Origin of the sequence: Pseudomonas sessilinigenes (assembly GCF_003850565.1) — a bacterium.
Lineage (GTDB): Bacteria > Pseudomonadota > Gammaproteobacteria > Pseudomonadales > Pseudomonadaceae > Aquipseudomonas > Aquipseudomonas sessilinigenes.
In genome coordinates this window covers 1,010,870-1,032,468 of record NZ_CP027706.1, presented here as the reverse complement: position 1 = coordinate 1,032,468, position 21,599 = coordinate 1,010,870, and the positions used below count along the sequence as shown (strand labels likewise).

General features: G+C 60.9%; 26 protein-coding genes. 13 read left to right on the top strand and 13 right to left on the bottom strand.

Annotation, left to right across the window (positions count from 1 at the left end; translation table 11 throughout):
• Positions 1-51 precede the first annotated feature (51 nt).
• The 3 genes from algW to C4K39_RS04640 all read left to right on the top strand — a co-directional run bounded on the left by algW (position 52) and on the right by C4K39_RS04640 (position 4,136).
• A complete protein-coding gene (gene algW, locus C4K39_RS04650) occupies positions 52-1,206 on the top strand; it encodes a Do family serine endopeptidase AlgW (RefSeq protein ID WP_068584184.1) in 1,155 nt (384 codons plus the stop codon).
• Positions 1,207-1,289: 83 nt separating this feature from the next.
• Positions 1,290-3,395 carry a TonB-dependent siderophore receptor gene (locus C4K39_RS04645; protein WP_124345763.1) on the top strand — a complete coding sequence of 702 codons (2,106 nt, stop codon included), beginning with the start codon at positions 1,290-1,292 and terminating at the stop codon, positions 3,393-3,395.
• Positions 3,396-3,407: 12 nt separating this feature from the next.
• On the top strand, positions 3,408-4,136 hold the full coding sequence (locus C4K39_RS04640; RefSeq protein WP_068584190.1) for a DUF4198 domain-containing protein: 729 nt from the start codon (positions 3,408-3,410) through the stop codon (positions 4,134-4,136).
• A gap of 89 nt (positions 4,137-4,225) precedes the next feature.
• Here C4K39_RS04640 and hisC read toward each other — a convergent pair whose 3' ends face one another.
• The 10 genes from hisC to C4K39_RS04590 form a co-directional block, all read right to left on the bottom strand.
• On the bottom strand, positions 4,226-5,278 hold the full coding sequence (gene hisC / locus C4K39_RS04635; RefSeq protein WP_124345762.1) for a histidinol-phosphate transaminase: 1,053 nt from the start codon (positions 5,276-5,278) through the stop codon (positions 4,226-4,228).
• A gap of 2 nt (positions 5,279-5,280) precedes the next feature.
• Positions 5,281-6,609: a histidinol dehydrogenase gene (gene hisD, locus C4K39_RS04630; protein WP_124345761.1), complete on the bottom strand. Its 1,329-nt coding sequence runs from the start codon at positions 6,607-6,609 to the stop codon at positions 5,281-5,283.
• A 154-nt stretch (positions 6,610-6,763) separates the two neighbouring features.
• Positions 6,764-7,399 (bottom strand): ATP phosphoribosyltransferase, encoded by a 636-nt coding sequence (gene hisG / locus C4K39_RS04625; protein WP_068584199.1) that lies wholly within the window; start codon positions 7,397-7,399, stop codon positions 6,764-6,766.
• A 125-nt stretch (positions 7,400-7,524) separates the two neighbouring features.
• Entirely contained in the window at positions 7,525-8,790 is a 1,266-nt protein-coding gene (gene murA / locus C4K39_RS04620) for a UDP-N-acetylglucosamine 1-carboxyvinyltransferase (RefSeq protein ID WP_124345760.1), read from the bottom strand.
• A gap of 22 nt (positions 8,791-8,812) precedes the next feature.
• Positions 8,813-9,052 (bottom strand): BolA family protein, encoded by a 240-nt coding sequence (locus C4K39_RS04615; protein WP_022642333.1) that lies wholly within the window; start codon positions 9,050-9,052, stop codon positions 8,813-8,815.
• Positions 9,053-9,165: 113 nt separating this feature from the next.
• Entirely contained in the window at positions 9,166-9,474 is a 309-nt protein-coding gene (locus tag C4K39_RS04610) for an STAS domain-containing protein (protein ID WP_124345759.1), read from the bottom strand.
• A complete protein-coding gene (locus C4K39_RS04605) occupies positions 9,471-10,124 on the bottom strand; it encodes an MlaC/ttg2D family ABC transporter substrate-binding protein (RefSeq protein ID WP_068584209.1) in 654 nt (217 codons plus the stop codon). The genes C4K39_RS04610 and C4K39_RS04605 overlap by 4 nt, the downstream gene beginning before the upstream one ends.
• Before the next feature lie 11 nt (positions 10,125-10,135).
• Entirely contained in the window at positions 10,136-10,603 is a 468-nt protein-coding gene (gene mlaD, locus C4K39_RS04600; protein WP_011059277.1) for an outer membrane lipid asymmetry maintenance protein MlaD, read from the bottom strand.
• The gene (mlaE, locus tag C4K39_RS04595; RefSeq protein ID WP_068584211.1) at positions 10,603-11,400 is read right to left on the bottom strand and encodes a lipid asymmetry maintenance ABC transporter permease subunit MlaE; all 798 of its coding nucleotides are present in this window, start codon (positions 11,398-11,400) and stop codon (positions 10,603-10,605) included. The genes mlaD and mlaE overlap by 1 nt, the downstream gene beginning before the upstream one ends.
• The gene (locus C4K39_RS04590) at positions 11,400-12,209 is read right to left on the bottom strand and encodes an ATP-binding cassette domain-containing protein (protein WP_068584214.1); all 810 of its coding nucleotides are present in this window, start codon (positions 12,207-12,209) and stop codon (positions 11,400-11,402) included. Before C4K39_RS04590 ends, mlaE begins: the two co-directional genes overlap by 1 nt.
• Before the next feature lie 263 nt (positions 12,210-12,472).
• On the opposite strand from C4K39_RS04590, the gene C4K39_RS04585 reads away from it, so the two are divergent.
• The 10 genes from C4K39_RS04585 to C4K39_RS04540 all read left to right on the top strand — a co-directional run bounded on the left by C4K39_RS04585 (position 12,473) and on the right by C4K39_RS04540 (position 19,577).
• Positions 12,473-13,447, top strand: a complete 975-nt coding sequence (locus tag C4K39_RS04585) for a KpsF/GutQ family sugar-phosphate isomerase (RefSeq protein ID WP_068584217.1) — start codon at positions 12,473-12,475, stop codon at positions 13,445-13,447.
• The gene (locus C4K39_RS04580; RefSeq protein ID WP_068584220.1) at positions 13,448-13,972 is read left to right on the top strand and encodes a KdsC family phosphatase; all 525 of its coding nucleotides are present in this window, start codon (positions 13,448-13,450) and stop codon (positions 13,970-13,972) included.
• A 9-nt stretch (positions 13,973-13,981) separates the two neighbouring features.
• Positions 13,982-14,554 carry an LPS export ABC transporter periplasmic protein LptC gene (gene lptC, locus C4K39_RS04575; RefSeq protein ID WP_068584223.1) on the top strand — a complete coding sequence of 191 codons (573 nt, stop codon included), beginning with the start codon at positions 13,982-13,984 and terminating at the stop codon, positions 14,552-14,554.
• A complete protein-coding gene (gene lptA / locus C4K39_RS04570) occupies positions 14,541-15,086 on the top strand; it encodes a lipopolysaccharide transport periplasmic protein LptA (protein WP_068584226.1) in 546 nt (181 codons plus the stop codon). Before lptC ends, lptA begins: the two co-directional genes overlap by 14 nt.
• Positions 15,086-15,811, top strand: a complete 726-nt coding sequence (gene lptB, locus C4K39_RS04565; RefSeq protein ID WP_058436531.1) for an LPS export ABC transporter ATP-binding protein — start codon at positions 15,086-15,088, stop codon at positions 15,809-15,811. Before lptA ends, lptB begins: the two co-directional genes overlap by 1 nt.
• Before the next feature lie 182 nt (positions 15,812-15,993).
• On the top strand, positions 15,994-17,487 hold the full coding sequence (locus tag C4K39_RS04560; RefSeq protein ID WP_068584229.1) for an RNA polymerase factor sigma-54: 1,494 nt from the start codon (positions 15,994-15,996) through the stop codon (positions 17,485-17,487).
• 158 nt (positions 17,488-17,645) lie between these two features.
• A complete protein-coding gene (gene hpf, locus C4K39_RS04555) occupies positions 17,646-17,951 on the top strand; it encodes a ribosome hibernation-promoting factor, HPF/YfiA family (protein WP_011059268.1) in 306 nt (101 codons plus the stop codon).
• 12 nt (positions 17,952-17,963) lie between these two features.
• A complete protein-coding gene (ptsN, locus tag C4K39_RS04550; protein ID WP_068584232.1) occupies positions 17,964-18,428 on the top strand; it encodes a PTS IIA-like nitrogen regulatory protein PtsN in 465 nt (154 codons plus the stop codon).
• A gap of 2 nt (positions 18,429-18,430) precedes the next feature.
• Positions 18,431-19,288, top strand: a complete 858-nt coding sequence (gene rapZ, locus C4K39_RS04545) for an RNase adapter RapZ (protein WP_068584234.1) — start codon at positions 18,431-18,433, stop codon at positions 19,286-19,288.
• Positions 19,289-19,304: 16 nt separating this feature from the next.
• The gene (locus C4K39_RS04540; RefSeq protein ID WP_060837549.1) at positions 19,305-19,577 is read left to right on the top strand and encodes an HPr family phosphocarrier protein; all 273 of its coding nucleotides are present in this window, start codon (positions 19,305-19,307) and stop codon (positions 19,575-19,577) included.
• 16 nt (positions 19,578-19,593) lie between these two features.
• Here the strand turns inward: C4K39_RS04540 and C4K39_RS04535 are convergent, their stop codons facing one another.
• Genes C4K39_RS04535 through C4K39_RS04525 form a run of 3 tightly spaced genes read right to left on the bottom strand, consistent with a single transcriptional unit; the run spans position 19,594 to position 21,583 of the window.
• Positions 19,594-20,487 carry a ZIP family metal transporter gene (locus C4K39_RS04535; RefSeq protein ID WP_124345758.1) on the bottom strand — a complete coding sequence of 298 codons (894 nt, stop codon included), beginning with the start codon at positions 20,485-20,487 and terminating at the stop codon, positions 19,594-19,596.
• 33 nt (positions 20,488-20,520) lie between these two features.
• Positions 20,521-21,132: a superoxide dismutase gene (locus C4K39_RS04530; protein WP_068584241.1), complete on the bottom strand. Its 612-nt coding sequence runs from the start codon at positions 21,130-21,132 to the stop codon at positions 20,521-20,523.
• Position 21,133: 1 nt separating this feature from the next.
• A complete protein-coding gene (locus tag C4K39_RS04525; RefSeq protein WP_068584242.1) occupies positions 21,134-21,583 on the bottom strand; it encodes a DUF2753 family protein in 450 nt (149 codons plus the stop codon).
• Between the last annotated feature and the right edge of the window lie 16 nt (positions 21,584-21,599).

The window sequence follows — 21,599 nt, the reverse complement described above, 5'->3', positions numbered from 1 at the left end:
CGACATTATGGGGCCGTGCGCAGCCCTTCGTAACCACCCAGGACTTGCCCGATGCTCAAGGCTCTGCGTTTTTTCGGCTGGCCATTACTGGCCGGCGTGCTTATCGCGTTATTGATTATTCAGCGTTACCCGCAATGGGTCGGCCTGCCCAGCCTGGATGTGAATCTGCAACAAGCGCCACAAACCACCAGCACCCAACAGGGGCCGGTGTCCTACGCCGATGCGGTGGTCATCGCTGCCCCTGCGGTGGTCAACCTGTACACCACCAAGGTGATCAATAAACCGGCCCACCCGTTGTTCGAGGACCCGCAGTTCCGGCGCTTCTTCGGTGACAACCTGCCCAAGCAGCAACGCATGGAGTCGAGCCTGGGTTCCGGGGTGATCATGAGCCCCGAAGGCTACCTGCTGACCAACAACCACGTGACGTCCGGCGCCGAGCAAATCGTGGTGGCCCTCAAGGACGGCCGGGAAACCCTGGCTCGGGTCATCGGCAGCGACCCGGAAACCGACCTGGCGGTGCTCAAGATCGACCTGAAGAACCTGCCCTCGATCACTGTCGGTCACTCGGAAAACATCCGCGTCGGCGATGTCGCCCTGGCCATTGGCAACCCGTTCGGGGTGGGCCAGACCGTAACCATGGGCATCATCAGCGCCACTGGCCGCAACCAACTGGGCCTGAACAGTTACGAAGACTTCATCCAGACCGACGCAGCGATCAACCCGGGCAACTCCGGTGGTGCGCTGGTGGACGCCAACGGCAACCTGACCGGTATCAACACCGCGATCTTTTCCAAGTCCGGTGGCTCCCAGGGCATCGGCTTCGCCATCCCGATCAAGCTGGCCATGGAAGTGATGAAATCGATCATCGAACACGGCCAGGTCATCCGTGGCTGGCTGGGCATCGAGGTGCAACCGCTGACCCAGGAGCTGGCGGAGTCCTTCGGGCTGGCCGGACGCCCGGGCATCGTGGTGGCGGGCATCTTACGTGATGGCCCGGCGCAAAAGGCCGGCATGCAACTGGGCGACGTGATCCTCAGCATCGATGGCGAACCCGCCGGCGACGGTCGCCGCTCGATGAACCAGGTAGCCCGGATCAAGCCCACCGAGAAGGTGGCGATCCAGGTCATGCGTAATGGCAAGGAGCTCAAGTTGACTGCCGAGATCGGCCTGCGACCGCCCCCCGCGCCCGTCAAGGAAGAGGAATGACGTGAGCCCGGCCATGCCGGGCTAACAATATACATTCTCATTAGTCATGTTATATTGTTTCAATATCGCTATTGGAACAACCCATGACGCCCCGAAGAATCCTCCCCCTGGCAGGCCTGGCCCTGGGCCTGCTGACCGATCCTGTGTACGCCGAAGAACCGCAGCCGGTGGAACTGGAGACTATTCGCATCAGCGGCGAATCAGAATCCGCCACGGGTCCGGTCAAGGGCTACCGGGCCACCCGTTCCGCCAGCGCCACCAAGACCGATACGGCGATTCGCGAAATCCCGCAGTCCATCAGCGTGATCCCTGCCAGCGTGCTCCAGGATCTGGGCAGCAGCAATGTCGAGCGGGCCCTGGACTTCGCCGGCGGCGTGTCGAAGCAGAACAATTTCGGCGGCCTGACCCTGTATGAGTACAGCATCCGCGGCTTCACCACCTCGGAGTTCTACAAGGATGGTTTCAGCGCCAATCGTGGCTACCCCAGCACCCCGGACGCGGCCAGCATCGAACGTATCGAAGTACTCAAGGGCCCGGCCGCCAGCCTCTACGGACGCGGCGATCCCGGAGGCATGGTCAACATCGTCACCAAGAAGCCCCAGCCACAGGCCTTCGCCACCCTGCGCACCCGAGCCGGTAGCTGGGATCGCTACCGCACCGAACTGGACCTCAACAGCCCCCTCGACCACCAGGGTGACCTGCTGTCGCGGGTCAACCTGGCGGTGGAGGACAACCACAGCTTCCGAGACCACGTCGACAGTCGCCGGGTATTCGTCGCCCCTTCCCTGAGCTGGCAGTTGAACCCGGACACCAGCCTGCTGGTGGAAAGCGAGTTCGTCCGCCACAGCTCGACCTTCGACCGCGGCATCGTCGCCCCCGGCAACCGCTGGAGTGGCGTATCGCGCTCGACCTTCCTCGGCGAGCCCAGCGACGGCAACATCGACAACCACAACAACATGCTCCAGGCCAGCCTGGAACATTACCTCGACGACAACTGGAAGCTGCGCCTGGCCAGCCACTACAAGGAGGGCAAGCTGTGGGGCTTCGCCTCGGAAACCCGCCCCCTGAATGCCGAGCTGCATACCGTTGACCGGCGCTACCGCGAACGCGACAACAACTGGCACGACAGCATCACCCAACTGGAACTGCATGGCCTGTTCGACCTCGGCAGTTGGCAGCACGAACTGCTGCTAGGCAGCGAATACGAAAACTACCGCAAGAACGAGCGAGTCACCGCCATGGCCGGCAGCCCCTACGCCATCGATATCTACAACCCGATCTACGGTCAGGCCAAACCCAACGGCAAACGTTCCGGCACTGACTTTTTCGAGCACGTCGAAAGCCGCGCCCTGAACCTCCAGGACCAGATCATCTTCAGCGAACGCCTGCGCGGCATGCTGGGCGCGCGTTTTGAACATTTCGAGCAACGAATCGACGACCACGCCACCGGCCAGCGCAGCCGCCAGAACCACGATGCCCTGACCCAACGCGCCGGGCTCCTGTATCAACTGACTCCGCAGCTCGGCCTGTTCGCCAACGCCTCCACCTCGTTCAAGCCCAACAACGGCCTGGACGCCGCCGGCAAATCATTCAAGCCAGAAGAAGGCGTCGGATATGAAGTGGGGATCAAGAGCGAACTGTTCGACGAGCGCTTGAGCGCGACCCTCGCCGCTTTCCATATCGACAAGGAGAACGTGCTCGCCCTGGACCCGGGCACCGACTCCAGTCGCGCCATGGGCAAGGCCCGCAGCCAGGGCTTCGACTTGCAATTCAGTGGGCAGTTGACCGACGCCGTACGGGTGATTGGCGCTTATGCGCTGGTCGACGCCGAAGTCACCAAGGGCGACCAGGCAATTCCCGCCGGCAGCCGCATTCTCGGGGTGGCCAAGCACAGTGGCAGCCTGCTGGGGGTCTATGAATTCCAGGACGGTCGCCTCAAGGGCTCGGATATCGGCGCGGCCCTGACCTACGTCGGCGACCGTTCGGGCGAGGCCGGAGGCCGCTTCGAACTTCCCGCCTACCGCACCCTGGACCTGCTGGCCCACTACAAGGCCAGCGACAACCTGACCCTGGGTCTGAACCTGAACAACCTGTTCGACGAGAAGTACTACGAGCGCTCCTACAGCAACTACTGGGTCACCCCGGGAGAGCCACGCAACTTCACCGTCAGCCTGACACTCAACCTGTAGAAGAGAACCGCCATGCAACCTTTGCAAACCATTGCCCTGCTGGGCCTGCTCGGCACTCTGGGGGCCACCCAGGCCGTGGCCCATGGCCTGTGGACCGAACAGCGACGCGGCAACATCGAGGTGGTGTACGGCCACGGCGCCGAGGACGATGCCTTCAAGCCGAGCAAGATCAGCGGCGCCTGGGCCTATGACAGCCAGGGACGGATGATCCCGGTGACGGTGCAGCGCCTTGCCGATCACGCCCGGCTGCAACCGCTCAAGCACCCGGCCGTAATGGCCGTGGCCCTGGACAACGGGCCCTGGTCGCAAACCGCCGACAAACAGTGGGTCAACCAGGGGCGCAGCCAGGTGCCTGGTGCCATCGCCTCGACCCATACCTTCAAGTACAGCCTGGCGATCTATCAGCCTGGAGCGAAGCTGCCCAACCTCGAGCAGCTCAAGCTGGTGATCCTGCCCGAGACCGACCCGCTCCTTGTGGGGCCCGGCAAGAGCCTGCCAGTACGAGTCCTGCTCGACGGCCGACCTGCTGCGGGAGTGAAGCTGGTGGGGGATTACCGCAATGCACCCAATACCCTGAGCACCGAGACCGATGCCCAGGGTCGCGCCCAGGTGTTGGTGCGCAACGAGGGCTTGAATGTGATCGCCGCGCAGGTCGAGGTGCCCCTCAAGGACAACCCCGACGCTGCCTCCCGTGGCCTGTTCAGCTCCCTGACCTTCCTGGGAGAACCGCACCACGAATAAGCGCAGCCGCAGGCTGCAGTGGCAAGCGGCAAGCCTTTAGCTGCAAGGAAGAAGCCCCAGGCACATGCTCAGGGCTTCCAGCTTGCCGCTTAGAGTTGCCCCAATCCGTCGACCAGGGCCTGGTTCTGCTCCGGCGTGCCGATGCTGATCCGCAGGAACTGGGCGATCCGCTGCTGCTTGAAGTGACGCACGATCACGCCTTGCTCCCGCAGCTTGGCGGCCAGGCCCGCGGCATCGTGTTGCGGGTGGCGGGCAAAGATGAAGTTGGCCGCCGAAGGCAACACCTCGAAGCCCTTGGCCTGCAACTGCGCCACCAGCCATTCGCGACTTTCAATTACCTGCTGGCACGTCTTCTGGAAGTATTCGCGGTCCTCGAAGGCCGCGGCCGCACCGACGATCGCCAGGCGATCCAGGGGGTAGGAGTTGAAGCTGTTCTTGACCCGCTCCAGGGCCTCGATTAGGTCCGGATGCCCTACCGCCAGGCCCACCCGCAACCCCGCCAGGGAACGGGACTTGGACAGGGTCTGGGTCACCAGCAGGTTCGGGTAGCGGTCCACCAGGCTGATGGCCGTCTGGCCGCCGAAGTCGATGTAGGCCTCATCCACGACCACCACCGAATCGGGGCTGGCCTTGAGGATTTGCTCCACCGCCGCCAGGGCCAGCAGGCAGCCAGTCGGCGCGTTCGGGTTGGGGAAAATGATGCCGCCATTGGGCTTGGCGTAGTCGGCCACGCGGATCTGGAACTGCTCGTCCAGCGGCACCGCTTCGAAATCGATGCCATACAGGCCGCAATACACCGGATAGAAGCTGTAGCTGATATCCGGGAATAGCAGCGGCAGGTCCTGTTGCAGCAAGCCATGGAAGATATGCGCCAGGACTTCGTCGGAGCCGTTGCCGAGGAACACCTGGTTGGCCGGCACCCCGTAGTAGCTGGCCACCGCCTGCTTGAGCAGGTCGCTGTTGGGATCGGGGTACAGTCGCAGGTTGTCATTGAGCTCGGCCTGCATCGCGGCCAGGGCCTTGGGCGACGGACCATAGGGGTTTTCGTTGGTGTTGAGCTTGACCAGCTTGGTCAGCTTGGGTTGTTCGCCCGGCACGTAGGGCACCAGGTTCTTGACGAACGGACTCCAGAATTTGCTCATGCTCATTGCCCCTGATCTTGGTCGTCGACGATGCGGTATTCGGCGCTGCGGGCGTGGGCGGTCAGCGACTCGCCACGGGCCAGTACCGAGGCCGTGCGGCCCAGTTCGGATGCGCCCTGCTCGGAACAGAAGATGATCGACGAGCGCTTCTGGAAGTCATACACCCCCAACGGCGAGGAAAAACGCGCAGTGCCGGAAGTCGGCAGCACGTGGTTCGGGCCGGCGCAGTAGTCGCCCAAGGCTTCCGAAGTGTGGCGCCCCATGAAGATCGCCCCGGCGTGGCGGATCTGCCCCAGCCAGGCTTGCGGGTCGGCCACCGACAACTCCAGGTGCTCGGGAGCGATGCGGTTGGCCACTTCGATGGCTTGCTGCATGTCGCGGACCTGGATCAGTGCGCCCCGGCCATTGATCGAGGTGTTGATGATCTCGGCGCGCTCCATGGTCGGCAGCAGCTTGGCGATGCTTGCAGCTACCCGATCGAGGAACTCGGCATCCGGGCTGACCAGGATCGCCTGGGCATCTTCGTCGTGCTCGGCTTGGGAAAACAGGTCCATGGCGATCCAGTCCGGATCGGTCTGGCCGTCGCACACCACGAGGATCTCCGAGGGACCGGCGATCATGTCGATACCGACCTGGCCGAATACATGACGCTTGGCGGTGGCCACATAGATGTTGCCCGGGCCGACGATCTTGTCCACCTGGGGCACGCTCTCGGTGCCATAGGCCAGCGCGGCGACAGCCTGCGCACCACCAACGGTGAAGACCCGGTCGACCCCAGCAATGCAAGCAGCGGCCAGCACCAGCTCGTTGACCTCGCCACGAGGAGTCGGCACCACCATCACCACCTCGGAGACACCGGCGACTTTCGCCGGGATCGCGTTCATCAGCACCGAGGACGGATACGACGCCTTGCCGCCTGGCACGTACAAGCCGGCGCGGTCCAGGGGCGTGACCTTCTGGCCAAGCACGGTGCCATCGGCCTCGGTGTACTGCCAGGAGTCCTGCTTCTGGCGCTCGTGATAGACACGCACGCGATTGGCGGCCTTTTCCAGGGCCTCGCGCTGTACCGGGGTGATGCGGGTCAGGGCCAGCTCCAGGCGGGCACGATCGAGAATCAGGTCATCGATGACCTTGGCCTCGACGCCATCGAAGCGCTGGGTGAACTCCACCAGCGCCGCGTCACCGCGCTCGCGTACGGCCTTGATGATATCGAGCACACGCTGGTTGACCGCGTCGTCGGACACGCTTTCCCAGCTCAGCAGATGATCCAGATGTCGGGCGAAATCCGCATCGGCAGCGTTGAGTCGGCGAATTGCAGTGGGAGCGGTCATAGCGAAGGCCTCATTGATTGGCGAATGCACAAAAGGACAAGCTTGGTTTTGCATGACTCAGGCGCCGCAAGACTACCAGGCCATCCGCGTGGGCACCTGAGCATTCTGGTTATGACGCGGATAGATGGGCGCGGCTCGGGGCCACGCATGTGAGTCAGCCGCGGTGTCGCGATTCCACTGCCTTGCGCAGGGTATCGATCAGCGTTTGGATACGCGCGTGCTGCATCTTCATGGATGCTTTGTTGACCACCAGGCGGGAGCTGATGGTGGCGATCATTTCCTGGGGTTCCAGGCCGTTGGCCCGCAGGGTGTTGCCGGTATCGACCACGTCAATGATCTTGTCCGCCAGGCCGATCAGCGGGGCCAGCTCCATGGAACCGTAGAGCTTGATGATGTCCACTTGCCGGCCTTGTTCTGCGTAGTAACGCTTGGCCACGTTGACGAACTTGGTGGCGACCCGCAGGCGGCCCTTGGGCTCCTCGGCGCCGATGGCACCGGCGGTCATCAGCTTGCACTTGGCGATCTGCAGATCCAGCGGCTCGTAAAGGCCCTGGCTGCCGTACTCCATCAGGACGTCCTTGCCAGCCACGCCGAGGTCGGCAGCGCCATGCTCGACGTAGGTCGGCACATCAGTGGCCCGCACGATCAACAGGCGTACATCTTCCTGGGTCGTGGGAATGATCAGTTTGCGGCTCTTGTCCGGATTCTCGGTTGGCACGATGCCCGCTTCAGCCAGAAGCGGCAGCGTGTCGTCGAGGATACGGCCCTTGGACAGTGCGATGGTCAACATGAGTAACGTAAGTCCTTATGCGGCGACTGATGCCCGGACGCAAATGGCGCCAGACATGCGTCGAGCCTGAAGACAGGCTCGACGTGAAACAAAATCGTGTGGCACCTCCCTGTGCCCTTGGCAGGTTAGCCCGGTACGCGGCGAATCTTCGCGCCCAGCATCTGCAGTTTCTCTTCGATGCACTCGTAGCCACGGTCGATGTGGTAGATGCGATCGATCAGGGTGTCGCCTTCGGCCATCAGGGCCGAGATCACCAGGCTGGCCGAAGCCCGCAGGTCGGTCGCCATCACGGGCGCACCCTTGAGGATTTCAGCGCCGGTGACGATGGCCGTGTTGCCTTCGACCTGGATCTTGGCGCCCATGCGGTGCAACTCGTACACGTGCATGAAGCGGTTTTCGAAGATGGTCTCGATCACAGCGCCAGTGCCTTCGGCAATCGCGTTCAGGGAAATGAACTGCGCCTGCATGTCGGTCGGGAACGCCGGGTATGGAGCGGTACGCACGTTGACCGCCTTGGGGCGCTTGCCGTGCATGTCCAGCTCGATCCAGTCGCTACCGGTGGTGATCTCGGCCCCGGCTTCCTTGAGTTTTTCCAGAACGGCCTCAAGGATGGTCGGATCGGTGTCCTTGACCTTGACCCGGCCACCGGTGACAGCGGCAGCTACCAGGTAGGTACCGGTCTCGATACGGTCGGGCATGACTTTGTAGATAGCCGAGTGCAGACGCTCGACGCCATCGATGGTGATGGTGTCGGTGCCGGCGCCGGTAATCTTCGCGCCCATGGCGATCAGGAAGTTCGCCAGGTCCACCACTTCAGGTTCGCGAGCGGCGTTCTGCAGTACGCTGCGGCCCTTGGCCAGGGCAGCCGCCATCATGATGTTCTCGGTACCGGTCACGCTCACGGTATCGAAGAAGAAGTTAGCGCCGCGCAGGCCGCCTTCTGGCGCCTTGGCCTTGATGTAGCCACCTTCGACATCGATCTGCGCGCCCATGGCCTCCAGGCCGCGGATGTGCAGGTCCACTGGACGCGAACCAATGGCGCAACCGCCTGGCAGCGCCACTTCGGCTTCACCGAAGCGCGCGACCATAGGGCCCAGCACCAGGATCGAGGCGCGCATGGTCTTGACCAGCTCGTAAGGCGCCACCAGGGTCTTGATGCTGCGCGGGTCGATCTCGACGCTGAGCTTCTCGTCGATCACAGGCTCGATGCCCATGCGACCGAACAGCTCGATCATGGTGGTGATGTCGTGCAGGTGCGGCAGGTTGGCCACGGTAACCGGGCCATCGCACAGCAGGGTTGCCGCCAGGATAGGCAGCGCGGAGTTCTTGGCCCCGGAAATGCGGATCTCGCCATCAAGGCGAGCGCCGCCGGTAATAATCAATTTATCCATAAGAGTCTCGACGCCCTTGGGCTCAGGTGCGCTCGGCCCAGGCCGCGCGGCTGAAAAATTTCATGGTGATCGCGTGGATGCTGCCATTGGCAATCCATGGGTTCAAATGGGCATAGATGCTCTGCTGACGCTTAACCGGGCTCAAGGCCGACAGTTCGTCGCTAATCACGTTCAGCTGAAAGTTGCAGCCTTCGCCCTCAACTTCTACCTGAGTTCCGGGCAGCTTTCCCTCGAGAAAGCTCTTCACTTCGTTGGCCTGCATGCTCAACCTCAATCGGCGCCCTGTGCGCGCGGGTCGGACATCATACAAAAAAGCCCCGCGCCTGCGAACCCCGCATAGCAGGACTCTGACGGGGGGCTTCCATGTTTCTGGAGTCACTGGGGTTGCGCGAGAATCTCGGTAACGCCGGAAACCTCGGCAATCTCTTTCATGCCGTCGGGCAATGCACGAATGCTGACATTCTTGCCCAGGCCCTGGGCATCGCGCATGAAGGCCAGCAGCAAGGCCAGGCCGACACTGCTGGAGCGCTGGACCGCCGAGCAATCGAGCACCAAGGCTGGCGCCTTGCTCGACTTGATCAGCGCCTGGCCCTGCTTGCGCAGGCCCGGGCCACTGCGGTAGTCCAGCACGCCGCTGATCAGCAGCTCCCCAGCCTCACCCAGACGTACGCCCGCCTCGCTCATTGCTCGGCCTTTGGCGCAGCGTTATCGGTGGCTTCCTTGGCCTTGGCCACTTCGCCGGCCCAGCCGTCGATGGTCTTGTCCAGGTTGTTACCGTTGCGCTGCATCGCATCGGCGAACTGATCGCGGAACAGCTTGCCGATATTGATGCCATTGATGATCACGTTACGAATCTTCCATTCGTCGTTGATCTTCTCCAAGGTGTAGGACACCGGGTAGATCGCCCCGTTATTGCCTTTCACCTGCATGTCGACGCTGGTACGGGTGCCGCTTTCATCCTTGGGAGGAGAAATGGTGATGCCCTGGTTGTTGTACTCCAGCAACGCATTGCCATAGAACTGGATCAGGCTGCGCTTGAAGTTCTCCTGGAAGCGCGACATCTGCTCCGGGGTGGCCTTGCGCGAATACTTCACCGTCATGATGCTGCGGGAAATCCCGTCGGCATCCACCGCCGGGCCGACAATGCCGTTCAGGGCGTTATAGAAGTCGGATGGGCTTTGCTTGTACTTCTCTTTATTGGCTGCCAGATCGGCCAACAACCGATTGGTAGTGTCCTGCACCAGGTCATGGGCGGACGTGGGGCTCGCCGCATTTGCCAGCAACGGCAGGGCAGCGAGCAGCACCAACAGGCCACGTCGCAAGATAGAAATCATCGAAAAACTCCTCATTTGGCGTCTTTGCTAACGGTATTGAGCAGGAATTTACCGATCAGGTCCTCCAGCACCAGCGACGACTGGGTGTCGTGGATGGTTCCACCATCCTTGAGCAGAGCCTCTTCCCCACCCACGCTGATACCGATGTATTTCTCACCCAACAGGCCAGCAGTCAGGATAGATGCAGTGGAGTCGGTCGGCAGGTTATCCACGCGCTTTTCCAGTTGCATCGTCACCCGGCCGGTGAAGCTGTCACGGTCCAGATCGATCGCCGTGACCTTGCCGATGGTCACGCCGGCCATGGTCACTTTGGCTCTGACCGTCAAACCGGCGATATTGTCGAAGTAGGCGTAAAGTTTATAGGTATCGGTGCTAGCCGTCGGAGACAGGCCACTGACTCGCAGGGCAAGCAACAGCAAAGCCAGGATGCCAGCCAGCAGGAAAAGGCCGACACCGATTTCCAGGGTGCGGTTTTGCATCAGAAATCTCCAAACATCAAGGCGGTCAGAATAAAGTCCAAGCCGAGTACGGCCAACGAGGCATACACCACGGTCTTGGTAGTGGCACGGCTGATCCCCTCTGAGGTGGGCTCACAGTCGTAGCCTTGGAATACGGCGATCCAGGTCACTACAAATGCAAAGACAATGCTCTTGATCACACCATTGAGCACGTCGCTGCTGAAGTTCACGCTGTTCTGCATGTTCGCCCAGTAGGAACCTTCATAGACCCCCAGCCAGTCGACAGCCACCCACGAACCGCCCCAGATACCCACGACACAAAAGATCATCGCCAACAGCGGCAGGGAAATGAAGCCAGCCCAGAGGCGCGGGGCAATGATGTACTTGAGCGGATCGACACCGATCATCTCCAGGCTGGAGAGTTGCTCGGTGGACTTCATGTTGCCGATTTCGGCCGTCAGCGCCGAACCGGCTCGCCCGGCGAACAGCAACGCAGTCACCACCGGCCCCAGCTCACGCAGCAGGGTCAGGGCAACCATCTGGCCCACCGCCTGCTCCGAACCATAGCTGGAAAGGATATTGAATCCCTGCAGTGCCAGCACCATGCCGATGAAGATCCCGGACACGACAATGATCACCAGTGACATCACGCCCACTGAATGCAGTTGCTTGACCAGCAGGCCGAATCCGCCGCCGATGCTGCCGCGCCCGAGCAGCGCGTGAAACAGGAACAGGGTGGAACGCCCCAGTACCGCCAGGACATCGATGCCTGAGCGACCGAAGAGACGAACCCTTTCGATTAGCGATATCTTGCGCATCAGCGCTTCCCCAGAAGATCTGCGCGGTAATCCGGCGCTGGAAAATGAAACGGCACGGGACCGTCGGGATCGCCCTTCATAAATTGACGAATACGCGGATTGTCGGAGTCCATGAGCTCGGCAGGAGTTCCCTGGCCCAGTACCTGGCCATCACCCACTACATAGAGGTAGTCGGCGATGCTTGCGGTCTCGGCCAGATCATGGGAAACCACGATACTGGTGATACCCAAGGCATCGTTGAGCAGCCGGATCAGGCGTACCAGCACCCCCATGGCAATAGGGTCCTGGCCCACGAACGGTTCGTCGTACATGAGGATCTGCGGGTCCAGGGCAATGGCGCGAGCCAAGGCGACCCGACGCTTCATCCCACCCGACAGCTCGTCGGGCATCAGGTCAATGGCTCCTCGCAACCCCACAGCCTGTAGCTTGAGCAGGACGATGTCGCGAATCATTTCGTCAGGCAGCTGGGTATGCACCCGCAGCGGAAAGGCTACGTTTTCGAAGACATCCAGATCAGTGAACAGCGCACCGCTCTGGAACAGGACGCCCATCTGCTTGCGAGCATCGAACAGGTCACTGCGCGAAAGCTTCGGCAGATTCTGGCCGTTGACCCACACTTCACCAGCGCTAGGCCGCAATTGCATGCCCATCAGGCGCAGCAGGGTTGTTTTCCCGCAGCCGGAAGGTCCCATGATGCCGGTGACCTTGCCCCGCGGAATCTGGATATCCACGTTATTGAATATGCTGCGCGTACCGCGCTTGAAGGAAACGCCCTTCAGCTCGACCGCGTAAGCGTTATCGGCACTCATCTAAACTCCTTGCGATGCAACCTAACACTCGGACGCTAGGCTCCCTCCCGGGAGCTCGTGCCTCTGGGCAGGCCGAACTGGCGGCGAACTATATCACTGCTGATGCTTAGCCCCCAAGGCCGAAGCCGTCACCGTTCAGGTCGACGACAGGCAAAATAGTTCGATTCCTGGCAACAGTCGGCAAAGGCTGACGAACTTGCGTGAGGGATTTGTTCATTACCGCTATAATCGCCGCCTTTTCATCGGGCTATACGATTTCAGACATGAGCCAAACCAGCGACCTGATTCAATCAGCACAGCGCACCATCCGCCTCGAAATACAGGCCGTAGAAGGCTTGCTGCCCCATATCGACGCAGATTTCGTGCGCGCCTGCGAGATGATTCTGGCCAGCAAAGGCCGAGTGGTAGTGGTCGGCATGGGTAAGTCCGGGCATATCGGCAACAAGATCGCCGCCACCCTGGCCAGTACGGGAACCACGGCTTTTTTTGTCCACCCGGCTGAAGCCAGCCATGGCGACATGGGCATGATTACCCGCGAAGACGTGATCCTGGCCCTCTCCAATTCCGGCTCCACCAATGAAATCGTGACCCTGTTGCCGCTGATCAAGCGCCTGGGCATCCAGTTGATCAGCATCACCGGCAACCCGGACTCACCGCTGGCCAAGGCCGCCGACGTCAATCTCAACGTGCATGTCGAGCAAGAAGCCTGCCCGCTGAACCTGGCCCCCACCTCTTCGACCACCGCCGCCCTAGTCATGGGCGACGCCCTGGCCGTGGCACTGCTGGAGGCCCGCGGCTTCACCGCCGAAGACTTCGCCTTCTCGCACCCCGGTGGCGCCCTGGGACGTCGCCTGCTGCTGAAGGTCGAGAACGTCATGCACGCCGGCGAACAACTGCCTCAGGTCCAGCGTGGCACCCTGCTTCGCGATGCCCTGATGGAGATGAGCCGCAAGGGCTTGGGCATGACCGTCATTGTCGAGGCGGACGGGCGCCTGGCCGGGGTCTTCACTGACGGCGACCTGCGCCGCACCCTGGACCGCAGCATCGATATCCACCACACCACCATAGACGAAGTCATGACCCTCCACGGCAAGACCGCACGTGCCGAGATGCTGGCGGCCGAAGCCCTGAAAATCATGGAAGACAATCGAATCAACGCACTGGTCGTCGTCGACCAGGAGGATCGCCCCATAGGCGCGTTCAACCTGTCCGACCTGTTGCGCGCAGGAGTGATGTAAATGAATGAGAACCTGCTGCAGCGCGGCAAGAACATCAAGCTGGCGGTTTTCGACGTCGACGGCGTGCTGACCGACGGTCGCCTGTACTTCCTCGAGGACGGCAGCGAATTCAAATCCTTCAGTACCCTCGACGGCCAGGGCATCAAGATGCTCATGGCCGCCGGAGTACAAACCGCGATCATCACCGGGCGCAAGACCCCCGTGGTCGAGCGCCGGGCCAAGAACCTGGGAATCCCCCACCTCTACCAGGGCCGCGAAGACAAGCTGGTCGTACTGGACGAGCTTCTTGCACAACTGGGCCTAAGCTATGAAGAGGTCGCCTACCTGGGCGACGACCTGCCCGACCTACCCGTGATCCGTCGTGTCGGCCTGGGCATGGCAGTCGCCAATGCCGCCGCCTTCGTTCGCGAGCACGCCCACGGCATCACCGTGGCCCGCGGCGGCGAAGGAGCGGCTCGCGAATTTTGCGAACTGATCCTGCATGCCCAGGGCCGCCTCGAAGCAGCCAATGCCGCTTATCTATAGAGTCCGCCAATGCTGAGTAAAAAGATTCGCAACATACTGATCTTCGGGACCATTGCCTTGCTATTCGCTGCGGTGGGCTACTGGAATATCAGCCCCGAGCGCTTCCTCGACAAGCCGGTGGTCCAGGTCGATGAAAGCGCCATCGACTATTTCGCGATCAATGCCCACAGCGTGCAGTACCTGCCCGATGGGAAGCTGCAATACGAGATGACCTCGGACAAGGTCGAGCACATCAAGGCCAGCCAGGTAACCCTGCTGACCCAGCCGGACCTGCACATGTACCGTGGCACCGCCTATCCGTGGCACGTCCAGAGCGAACGCGGCGAAGTCAACCCGGATGGCACTCAGGTCGAACTCATCGACTCGGTACGGGTTTCGCGCACTGACGAGAAGAATCGCAACCTGCTGATCACCAGCAGTCGCATGACAGTATTCCCACAGAAGCAATATGCGCAAACCGAGCAAGCCGTTAGAATCGACGGCGCCGACGGCGTGACCACGGCTACGGGAATGAAAGCGTATTTGAAAGACGGCAGGATGGACCTGCTATCGAACGTAAGAGGACAGTATGAGGCTCATTAAAACCCTCCCTATTTTGCTCAGTCTGGGCGCAGCACTGGGAAGCGTGAGCGCCTGGGCTCTGCCGAACGATAGCCAACAGCCGATCCGCATCCAGGCCGACGATGCCCAGCTCGATGACAAGAATGGCGTAGCCACCTATAAAGGCGACGTGATCATCACCCAGGGCTCGATGAAGATCACCGGCAACACCGTGACCATCACCCGGGCCAAGAGTGGTGAAATCGACGTCGTGACCTCGGTGGGCAACCTGGCCTACTTCGAGCAACTGCAGAAGCAGACCGATCCCAAGCCGGTCCAGGCCTACGCCGTGACCATCCAGTACCACGCCCAGCAAAACCGCGTCGTACTGATCGACAAGGCCAAGGTCATCAACGACGGTAATACCACCGAAGGCGAGAAGATCATCTACGACACCGTCAAGCAAGTGGCCAATGCCGGTCGCGCCAACGGCAGCTCGATTACCGCTCCCCGTCCGCGGATCGACATGGTCATCCAGCCGAAAAAGAAAACCGACGAGCAAAAGGCCCAGTAATGGCAACTCTGAAAGCCCAGCACCTGGCCAAGAGCTACAAGAGCCGACAGGTCGTGCGCGACGTCAGCCTGTCCATCGACAGCGGCCAGATCGTCGGCCTCCTTGGCCCCAACGGTGCAGGCAAGACCACCTGTTTCTATATGATCGTCGGCCTGGTCCAGGCCGACCAGGGCCGGGTGCTGATCGACGACCTGGATGTCAGCCATCAGCCCATGCACGGGCGCGCTCGCGCGGGCATCGGCTACCTGCCCCAGGAAGCCTCGATCTTCCGCAAGCTGTCGGTGGCCGACAACATCATGGCTATCCTCGAGACCCGCAAGGAACTCGATAAAGCAGGTCGTCGCCAGGAACTGGAAAGCCTGCTGCAGGAGTTCCACATCAACCATATCCGCGACAACCTCGGCATGAGCCTGTCCGGCGGCGAGCGTCGTCGCGTGGAGATTGCCCGCGCGCTGGCCACCGCACCCAAGTTCATCCTGCTGGACGAACCGTTCGCAGGCGTGGACCCGATCTCCGTCGGCGACATCAAGCAGATCATCCATCACCTCAAAGCCAAGGGCATCGGGGTACTGATCACCGACCACAACGTCCGCGAAACGCTGGACATCTGCGAAACCGCCTACATCGTCAATGACGGGCAACTGATCGCCGAAGGCGATTCTGCGACTATCCTGGCCAATGAGCTGGTCAAGGAAGTCTACCTGGGCCACGAATTCCGCCTGTAAAGGCTGACGTGTTGGGCTAGTAGCCAGGGCGCCGAAAACAGTAAATCCCTACAAAGTTTATTGTTACGACGCTCTAGGCAAACACTTCAGTTTCAGGCATATAATTTGCTTATGTTTGGCGCTTCGGCGCCCTGTAGTGGATGGCGCATGTGCGCCGGCAATTAAGGTGTTAAGCCCCTGCCATGAAACCATCGCTAGTCCTGAGAATGGGCCAGCAGCTGACGATGACACCGCAGCTGCAACAGGCCATCCGCCTGCTCCAATTGTCGACCCTGGACCTGCAACAGGAAATTCAGGAAGCCCTGGAGTCCAACCCGATGCTCGAACGCCAGGAAGATGGCGACGACTTCGACAACAGCGACCCCCTGGCCGACAACACCGAGTCCAAACCCAATACCGAAATCCAGGAACCCTCCTACCAGGAAACCGCCCCAACGGTGGACAGCCTCGAGGATGGCGAATGGAGCGAACGCATTCCCAACGAACTCCCGGTGGATACCGCCTGGGAAGATGTCTACCAGACCAGCGCCAGCAGCCTGCCCAGCAGCGATGATGACGAGTGGGACTTCACCACCCGCACCTCCGCTGGCGAAAGCCTGCAGAGCCACCTGCTCTGGCAACTGAACCTGGCCCCGATGTCGGACACCGACCGCTTGATCGCGGTGACCCTGATCGACAGCATCAACGACCAGGGCTACCTCGACGAGACCCTTGAAGAAGTCCTCGAGGCCTTCGACCCCGAACTGGATATCGAGCTGGACGAAATCGAAGCAGTCCTGCATCGCATCCAGCAATTCGAACCCGCCGGCATCGGTGCTCGCAACCTGGGTGAATGCCTGCTGTTGCAACTGCGCCAGCTACCGACCAAGACGCCTTGGCTGAGCGAAGCTCAGCGCCTGGTCAGCGACTACATAGACCTGCTGGGCAGCCGCGATTACAGCCAACTGATGCGGCGCATGAAGCTCAAGGAAGACGAACTGCGCCAGGTCATCGAACTGGTGCAAAGCCTCAACCCGCGCCCGGGCTCGCAGATCGAATCCAGCGAAGCCGAGTACGTGGTCCCGGACGTCATTGTGCGCAAGGACAACGAACGCTGGCTGGTGGAGCTGAACCAGGAGTCGGTACCACGCCTGCGAGTCAATGCCCAATATGCGGGCTTTGTACGTCGTGCCGACACCAGCGCAGACAACACCTTCATGCGCAATCAGCTGCAGGAGGCCCGCTGGTTCATCAAGAGCCTGCAAAGTCGCAACGAAACCCTGATGAAAGTCGCCACCCAGATCGTCGAGCATCAGCGCGGCTTTCTCGAGTATGGCGACGAGGCGATGAAGCCCCTGGTCCTGCATGACATCGCCGAAGCGGTGGGCATGCACGAATCGACGATTTCCCGGGTCACTACGCAGAAATTCATGCACACCCCACGGGGTATATATGAACTGAAATACTTTTTCTCCAGCCACGTCAGCACCTCGGAAGGCGGTGAATGCTCATCCACCGCGATCCGCGCAATCATCAAAAAACTGGTGGCGGCGGAAAATCAGAAAAAGCCGTTGAGTGACAGCAAGATCGCTGGTTTACTGGAGGCACAAGGTATTCAGGTAGCCCGCCGTACCGTCGCCAAGTACCGCGAATCCCTTGGGATCGCGCCTTCTAGCGAACGTAAGCGGCTGATGTAGCCGTAGGGCTGGCCACAGCGTTTCGGAGTGTGTCTGAATGCTCGCCAAACGGCGACCAGGCAAACCGCCTGATCGATGCGCAGCAGGCTTCAGACACGGTCCAGGTGGCAGGCAAAATGGCCTGCCGCGTCATGCACTGGCAACGAAGGAGAAGCTGTATGCAAGTCAACATCAGTGGACACCAACTCGAAGTGACTGAACCTCTGCGCGTCTACATCGGCGAAAAACTCGACCGACTGGAACGCCATTTTGACAAGATTACCAATGTGCAGGTCACCATGGCCGTCGAGAAGCTGAAGCAGAAGATCGAGGCTACGCTGCACATTCACGGTGGGGAGGTCGTCGCCAATGCAGAACATGACGATATGTATGCCGCAATCGACCTGCTCACGGACAAGCTTGACCGCCAACTGAAAAAGCACAAGGAAAAGCAACTCCACCTTCTCCAAGGCACGGGTCGCTGATACTCCCCTCCCATGATCCGACTTGAAAGCATCCTGACCCCCGGCCGTTCCCTGGTGAACGTGCCGGGAGGCAGTAAAAAACGTGCCCTCGAACAAATTGCCAACCTGATCAGCCGTGAAGTGCCCGATCTGGAGATGCAGGATGTCTTCGAGAGCCTGATTGCCCGCGAAAAACTCGGCTCCACCGGTTTTGGCAACGGCATCGCCATTCCTCACTGCCGCCTAAAGGGTTGCGAATCGCCCATCAGCGCACTGATGCACCTGGACGCTCCGATCGACTTCGACGCCATCGATGGCGCTCCGGTGGACCTGCTGTTCGTTCTGCTGGTCCCGGAAGCTGCGACCGATGCGCACCTGGAACTGCTTCGGCAGATCGCCAGCATGCTCGATCGCAAGGAGGTTCGTGACCGGTTGCGCAGTGCTACCAGCAACGAAGCCTTGTATCAGGTCGTCCTGGACGAGCAAAACAGGCAGTAACCATGCGCTTGATCATCGTCAGCGGCCGTTCCGGCTCAGGCAAAAGCACCGCCCTCGATGTTCTTGAGGACCACGGCTACTACTGCATCGACAACCTGCCCGCCGGCCTGCTCCCAGAGTTGGCCGAACGTGCCTTGATCCACACCGAGCTGGCCCAGCCGTTGGTCGCGGTCTCCATCGATGCCCGCAACTTGCCCAGCCATCTGTCACGTTTCCCCGAGTTGCTCGAGGAAGTGCGCAGTCGGCATATCCAGTGTGATGTGCTCTATCTGGACGCCGACGAAGAAACCCTGCTCAAGCGCTTCTCGGAAACCCGGCGCCGCCATCCACTCAGCAGCGCCAACCGTTCCCTGGCCGAGGCCATTCGCGACGAGACCCATCTGCTGGGCCCCATCGTCGACCTGGCCGACCTCAAGGTCAACACAACCAACCTGAACCTCTATCAACTGCGCGACACCATCAAGCTGCGGCTGTTGAACCAGCCAGAACCCGGCACCGCCTTTCTGGTGGAGTCCTTCGGTTTCAAGCGTGGCATGCCCGTGGATGCCGACCTGGTGTTCGACGTGCGCTGCCTGCCCAACCCGTACTGGAAACCCGAGCTGCGCGCCCAATCAGGGCTGGATGCCCCCGTAGCCGAGTACCTGGCCGCCCAACCTGATGTCGAGGAGATGTTCCAGGATATCTCCAGCTACTTGCTCAAATGGCTGCCACGATTTGCCGCCAGCAACCGTGCCTATGTGACCATTGCCATCGGCTGCACCGGTGGGCACCACCGCTCCGTCTACCTGACGGAGCGCCTGGGCCAGGTCCTGCAAAAATCCCTGAAGAACGTCCAGGTTCGCCACCGCGACCTTAGCTGAAAGGACCCACCCCGCGATGCCAGCTTTGGAAATCGAGATCATCAACAAACTGGGCCTGCATGCCCGTGCCTCGGCCAAGTTCGTCGGCGTGGCCGGCCAGTTCCCCTGCCAGATCCGCGCCGGTAGAACGCCTGAGAGCATGGTCGATGGCAAGAGCATCATGGCCATGATGATGCTCGCCGCCGGCAAGGGCACCAAGATTCATCTCAAGACCGAAGGTGAGCAGGAGCAGGAAGCACTGGACGCACTGGTAGCCCTGATCAACAACTACTTTGACGAAGGCGAATGACGTCTTCGTACGGCACTCAAGAGAGCGCCGTATCCATCACCATCATCAGGCAGAAGCCGATACACAAGCCGAGACTGGCCAGTTTTTCGTGACCGTTGCGTCGGGACTCGGGAATCACCTCATGAGTCACCACCAGCAACATGGCACCAGCGGCCAGTGCCAGCCCCAAGGGTAGAAGCAACTCCGCCAGGCTCACCAGCCACGCACAGAGCAACGCGAATACCGGCTCTACCAGGCCTGAGGCAGCGCCGATCAAGAACGCCTTGGCGCGCGACACTCCTGCCCCTGCCAACACCAGGGCAATAACCAAGCCTTCCGGCACATCCTGCAAGGCGATGCCCATGGCCAGGCTATCCGCATCCGGCATGCCTCCACCGGCCGACACCCCCACCGCCATGCCTTCAGGAATGTTATGGGCAATGATGGCAAAGACAAACAACCAGATACGTGGGGCAATCACTGGATGCTCAGGTGTCCCAACAAGAGTTTCCGGGTTGCCGCCGGACACCTTGAGGTCCACGAGAAACAGGCCAAAAGCCCCGAGCATGATACCCACGCAGACCAGGCCGCTAGCTCCCCAGGCGGACAGCCCCAACCCCTGTGCCGCAGCAATGCCCGGTACGATCAACGAGAATGCCGTTGCGGCCAACATCACCCCAGCCCCAAAACCCAGCAAGGTGTCGCCTACGGCGATGGGCATCTTGCGAATCACCAACACCGGAACGGCCCCCAGCGCCGTACCCAGCGCGCAGATCGAGCCGCCCTGCAAGGCTCGCAGCAGCCTGGGCTCCAGGTTCAACCAGCTCAATCCTTGAGCCACCAGCAACGCGGTGCCCGCCAATAACAGGAGCGAACCGAAGGCGTAGCGAAACATTCGCCCACTGCTGATCGCCAATGTCTCAGTGCCCATAGTCGGCCTTATTGATTGTTTTCCAAGGAGGGATCAGGCCACCGCTGCCTGATAGCGCAGGGCGACTTCCGGCCAATTGATGACGTTATAGAACGCATTGATGTATTCCGGCCGACGGTTCTGATAACGCAGGTAATAGGCGTGCTCCCAGACGTCCAGGCCAAGAATTGGCGTATTACCCTTCATCAGGGGACTGTCCTGGTTGCCACTGCTCTCGACCACCAGTGTTTTCTCAGGCGTCACGCTGAGCCAGGCCCAGCCACTACCAAAGCGAGTCAGTGCGGCCTTGGTGAAGGCCTCCTTGAAACGCTCGAAACCACCGATATCCTGTTCGATCGCTTGCGCCAGCGCGCCACCGGGCTTGCCGCCTCCCGTCGGGGTCATGACCGCCCAAAATAGCGAATGGTTGGCATGCCCTCCTCCCTGATTGACCACTGCGGCCTGCAGTTGCTCTGGCAGCTGCTGGACACTGGCCACCAGCTTCTCCACTTCCCACTCGGCCCACTCAGTACCTTCCACCGCAGCGTTGAGATTGTTGATATAGGTCTGGTGGTGCTTGGTGTAGTGAATCTCCATGGTTTGCGCATCGATGTGCGGCTCCAGGGCATCGTAGGCATAAGGCAAGGCAGGCAAGGTAAAGGACATATCAGTGCACTCCATAAGAGGGGCTGCCGGGAAGCGAGCCATCGCACGACAGGCGCACGATGCTGCTCTCCAGCAAACGGTGGGAACGTGGGTATTCGCCGTGCTCACCAATGAAATTGAGCAGCTCGACATAGGTCTTGCTGCTTTGGCGCAAGGCAGCCTCGCGCAACATCAGGGGTAACCGGCCGTCCTGCATCGTCTGCAACAGGCGCTGGTGGATCGCACAGAGGTACTCCGCGCTTTCCTCCGGCTGGTTCAACTGCAAATGCAAGTCCGCCAGGTTGTGATGGGAAATCACACAGGCCGCCACTGCTTCATCGGCATTGGGCCAGCGCTCGAACAACACCTGGGCCAAGGCCAGTGCCTGCAGATAGCACTCACGGGCATCGACCAGCTCGCCCTGCATGAACAGGCGATTGGCCCTTTCGATCGTGCGTTTCCAATGTTCCATGGTGAGCCTCCAGAGC

What these genes read in the sequence shown, in the direction of transcription:
- algW (WP_068584184.1), top strand. Translation starts at nt 52, where the DNA reads ATGCTCAAGGCTCTGCGTTTTTTCGGCTGGCCATTACTGGCCGGCGTG.
- C4K39_RS04645 (WP_124345763.1), top strand. Translation starts at nt 1,290, where the DNA reads ATGACGCCCCGAAGAATCCTCCCCCTGGCAGGCCTGGCCCTGGGCCTG.
- C4K39_RS04640 (WP_068584190.1), top strand. Translation starts at nt 3,408, where the DNA reads ATGCAACCTTTGCAAACCATTGCCCTGCTGGGCCTGCTCGGCACTCTG.
- hisC (WP_124345762.1), bottom strand. Translation starts at nt 5,278, where the DNA reads ATGAGCAAATTCTGGAGTCCGTTCGTCAAGAACCTGGTGCCCTACGTG.
- hisD (WP_124345761.1), bottom strand. Translation starts at nt 6,609, where the DNA reads ATGACCGCTCCCACTGCAATTCGCCGACTCAACGCTGCCGATGCGGAT.
- hisG (WP_068584199.1), bottom strand. Translation starts at nt 7,399, where the DNA reads ATGTTGACCATCGCACTGTCCAAGGGCCGTATCCTCGACGACACGCTG.
- murA (WP_124345760.1), bottom strand. Translation starts at nt 8,790, where the DNA reads ATGGATAAATTGATTATTACCGGCGGCGCTCGCCTTGATGGCGAGATC.
- C4K39_RS04615 (WP_022642333.1), bottom strand. Translation starts at nt 9,052, where the DNA reads ATGCAGGCCAACGAAGTGAAGAGCTTTCTCGAGGGAAAGCTGCCCGGA.
- C4K39_RS04610 (WP_124345759.1), bottom strand. Translation starts at nt 9,474, where the DNA reads ATGAGCGAGGCGGGCGTACGTCTGGGTGAGGCTGGGGAGCTGCTGATC.
- C4K39_RS04605 (WP_068584209.1), bottom strand. Translation starts at nt 10,124, where the DNA reads ATGATTTCTATCTTGCGACGTGGCCTGTTGGTGCTGCTCGCTGCCCTG.
- mlaD (WP_011059277.1), bottom strand. Translation starts at nt 10,603, where the DNA reads ATGCAAAACCGCACCCTGGAAATCGGTGTCGGCCTTTTCCTGCTGGCT.
- mlaE (WP_068584211.1), bottom strand. Translation starts at nt 11,400, where the DNA reads ATGCGCAAGATATCGCTAATCGAAAGGGTTCGTCTCTTCGGTCGCTCA.
- C4K39_RS04590 (WP_068584214.1), bottom strand. Translation starts at nt 12,209, where the DNA reads ATGAGTGCCGATAACGCTTACGCGGTCGAGCTGAAGGGCGTTTCCTTC.
- C4K39_RS04585 (WP_068584217.1), top strand. Translation starts at nt 12,473, where the DNA reads ATGAGCCAAACCAGCGACCTGATTCAATCAGCACAGCGCACCATCCGC.
- C4K39_RS04580 (WP_068584220.1), top strand. Translation starts at nt 13,448, where the DNA reads ATGAATGAGAACCTGCTGCAGCGCGGCAAGAACATCAAGCTGGCGGTT.
- lptC (WP_068584223.1), top strand. Translation starts at nt 13,982, where the DNA reads ATGCTGAGTAAAAAGATTCGCAACATACTGATCTTCGGGACCATTGCC.
- lptA (WP_068584226.1), top strand. Translation starts at nt 14,541, where the DNA reads ATGAGGCTCATTAAAACCCTCCCTATTTTGCTCAGTCTGGGCGCAGCA.
- lptB (WP_058436531.1), top strand. Translation starts at nt 15,086, where the DNA reads ATGGCAACTCTGAAAGCCCAGCACCTGGCCAAGAGCTACAAGAGCCGA.
- C4K39_RS04560 (WP_068584229.1), top strand. Translation starts at nt 15,994, where the DNA reads ATGAAACCATCGCTAGTCCTGAGAATGGGCCAGCAGCTGACGATGACA.
- hpf (WP_011059268.1), top strand. Translation starts at nt 17,646, where the DNA reads ATGCAAGTCAACATCAGTGGACACCAACTCGAAGTGACTGAACCTCTG.
- ptsN (WP_068584232.1), top strand. Translation starts at nt 17,964, where the DNA reads ATGATCCGACTTGAAAGCATCCTGACCCCCGGCCGTTCCCTGGTGAAC.
- rapZ (WP_068584234.1), top strand. Translation starts at nt 18,431, where the DNA reads ATGCGCTTGATCATCGTCAGCGGCCGTTCCGGCTCAGGCAAAAGCACC.
- C4K39_RS04540 (WP_060837549.1), top strand. Translation starts at nt 19,305, where the DNA reads ATGCCAGCTTTGGAAATCGAGATCATCAACAAACTGGGCCTGCATGCC.
- C4K39_RS04535 (WP_124345758.1), bottom strand. Translation starts at nt 20,487, where the DNA reads ATGGGCACTGAGACATTGGCGATCAGCAGTGGGCGAATGTTTCGCTAC.
- C4K39_RS04530 (WP_068584241.1), bottom strand. Translation starts at nt 21,132, where the DNA reads ATGTCCTTTACCTTGCCTGCCTTGCCTTATGCCTACGATGCCCTGGAG.
- C4K39_RS04525 (WP_068584242.1), bottom strand. Translation starts at nt 21,583, where the DNA reads ATGGAACATTGGAAACGCACGATCGAAAGGGCCAATCGCCTGTTCATG.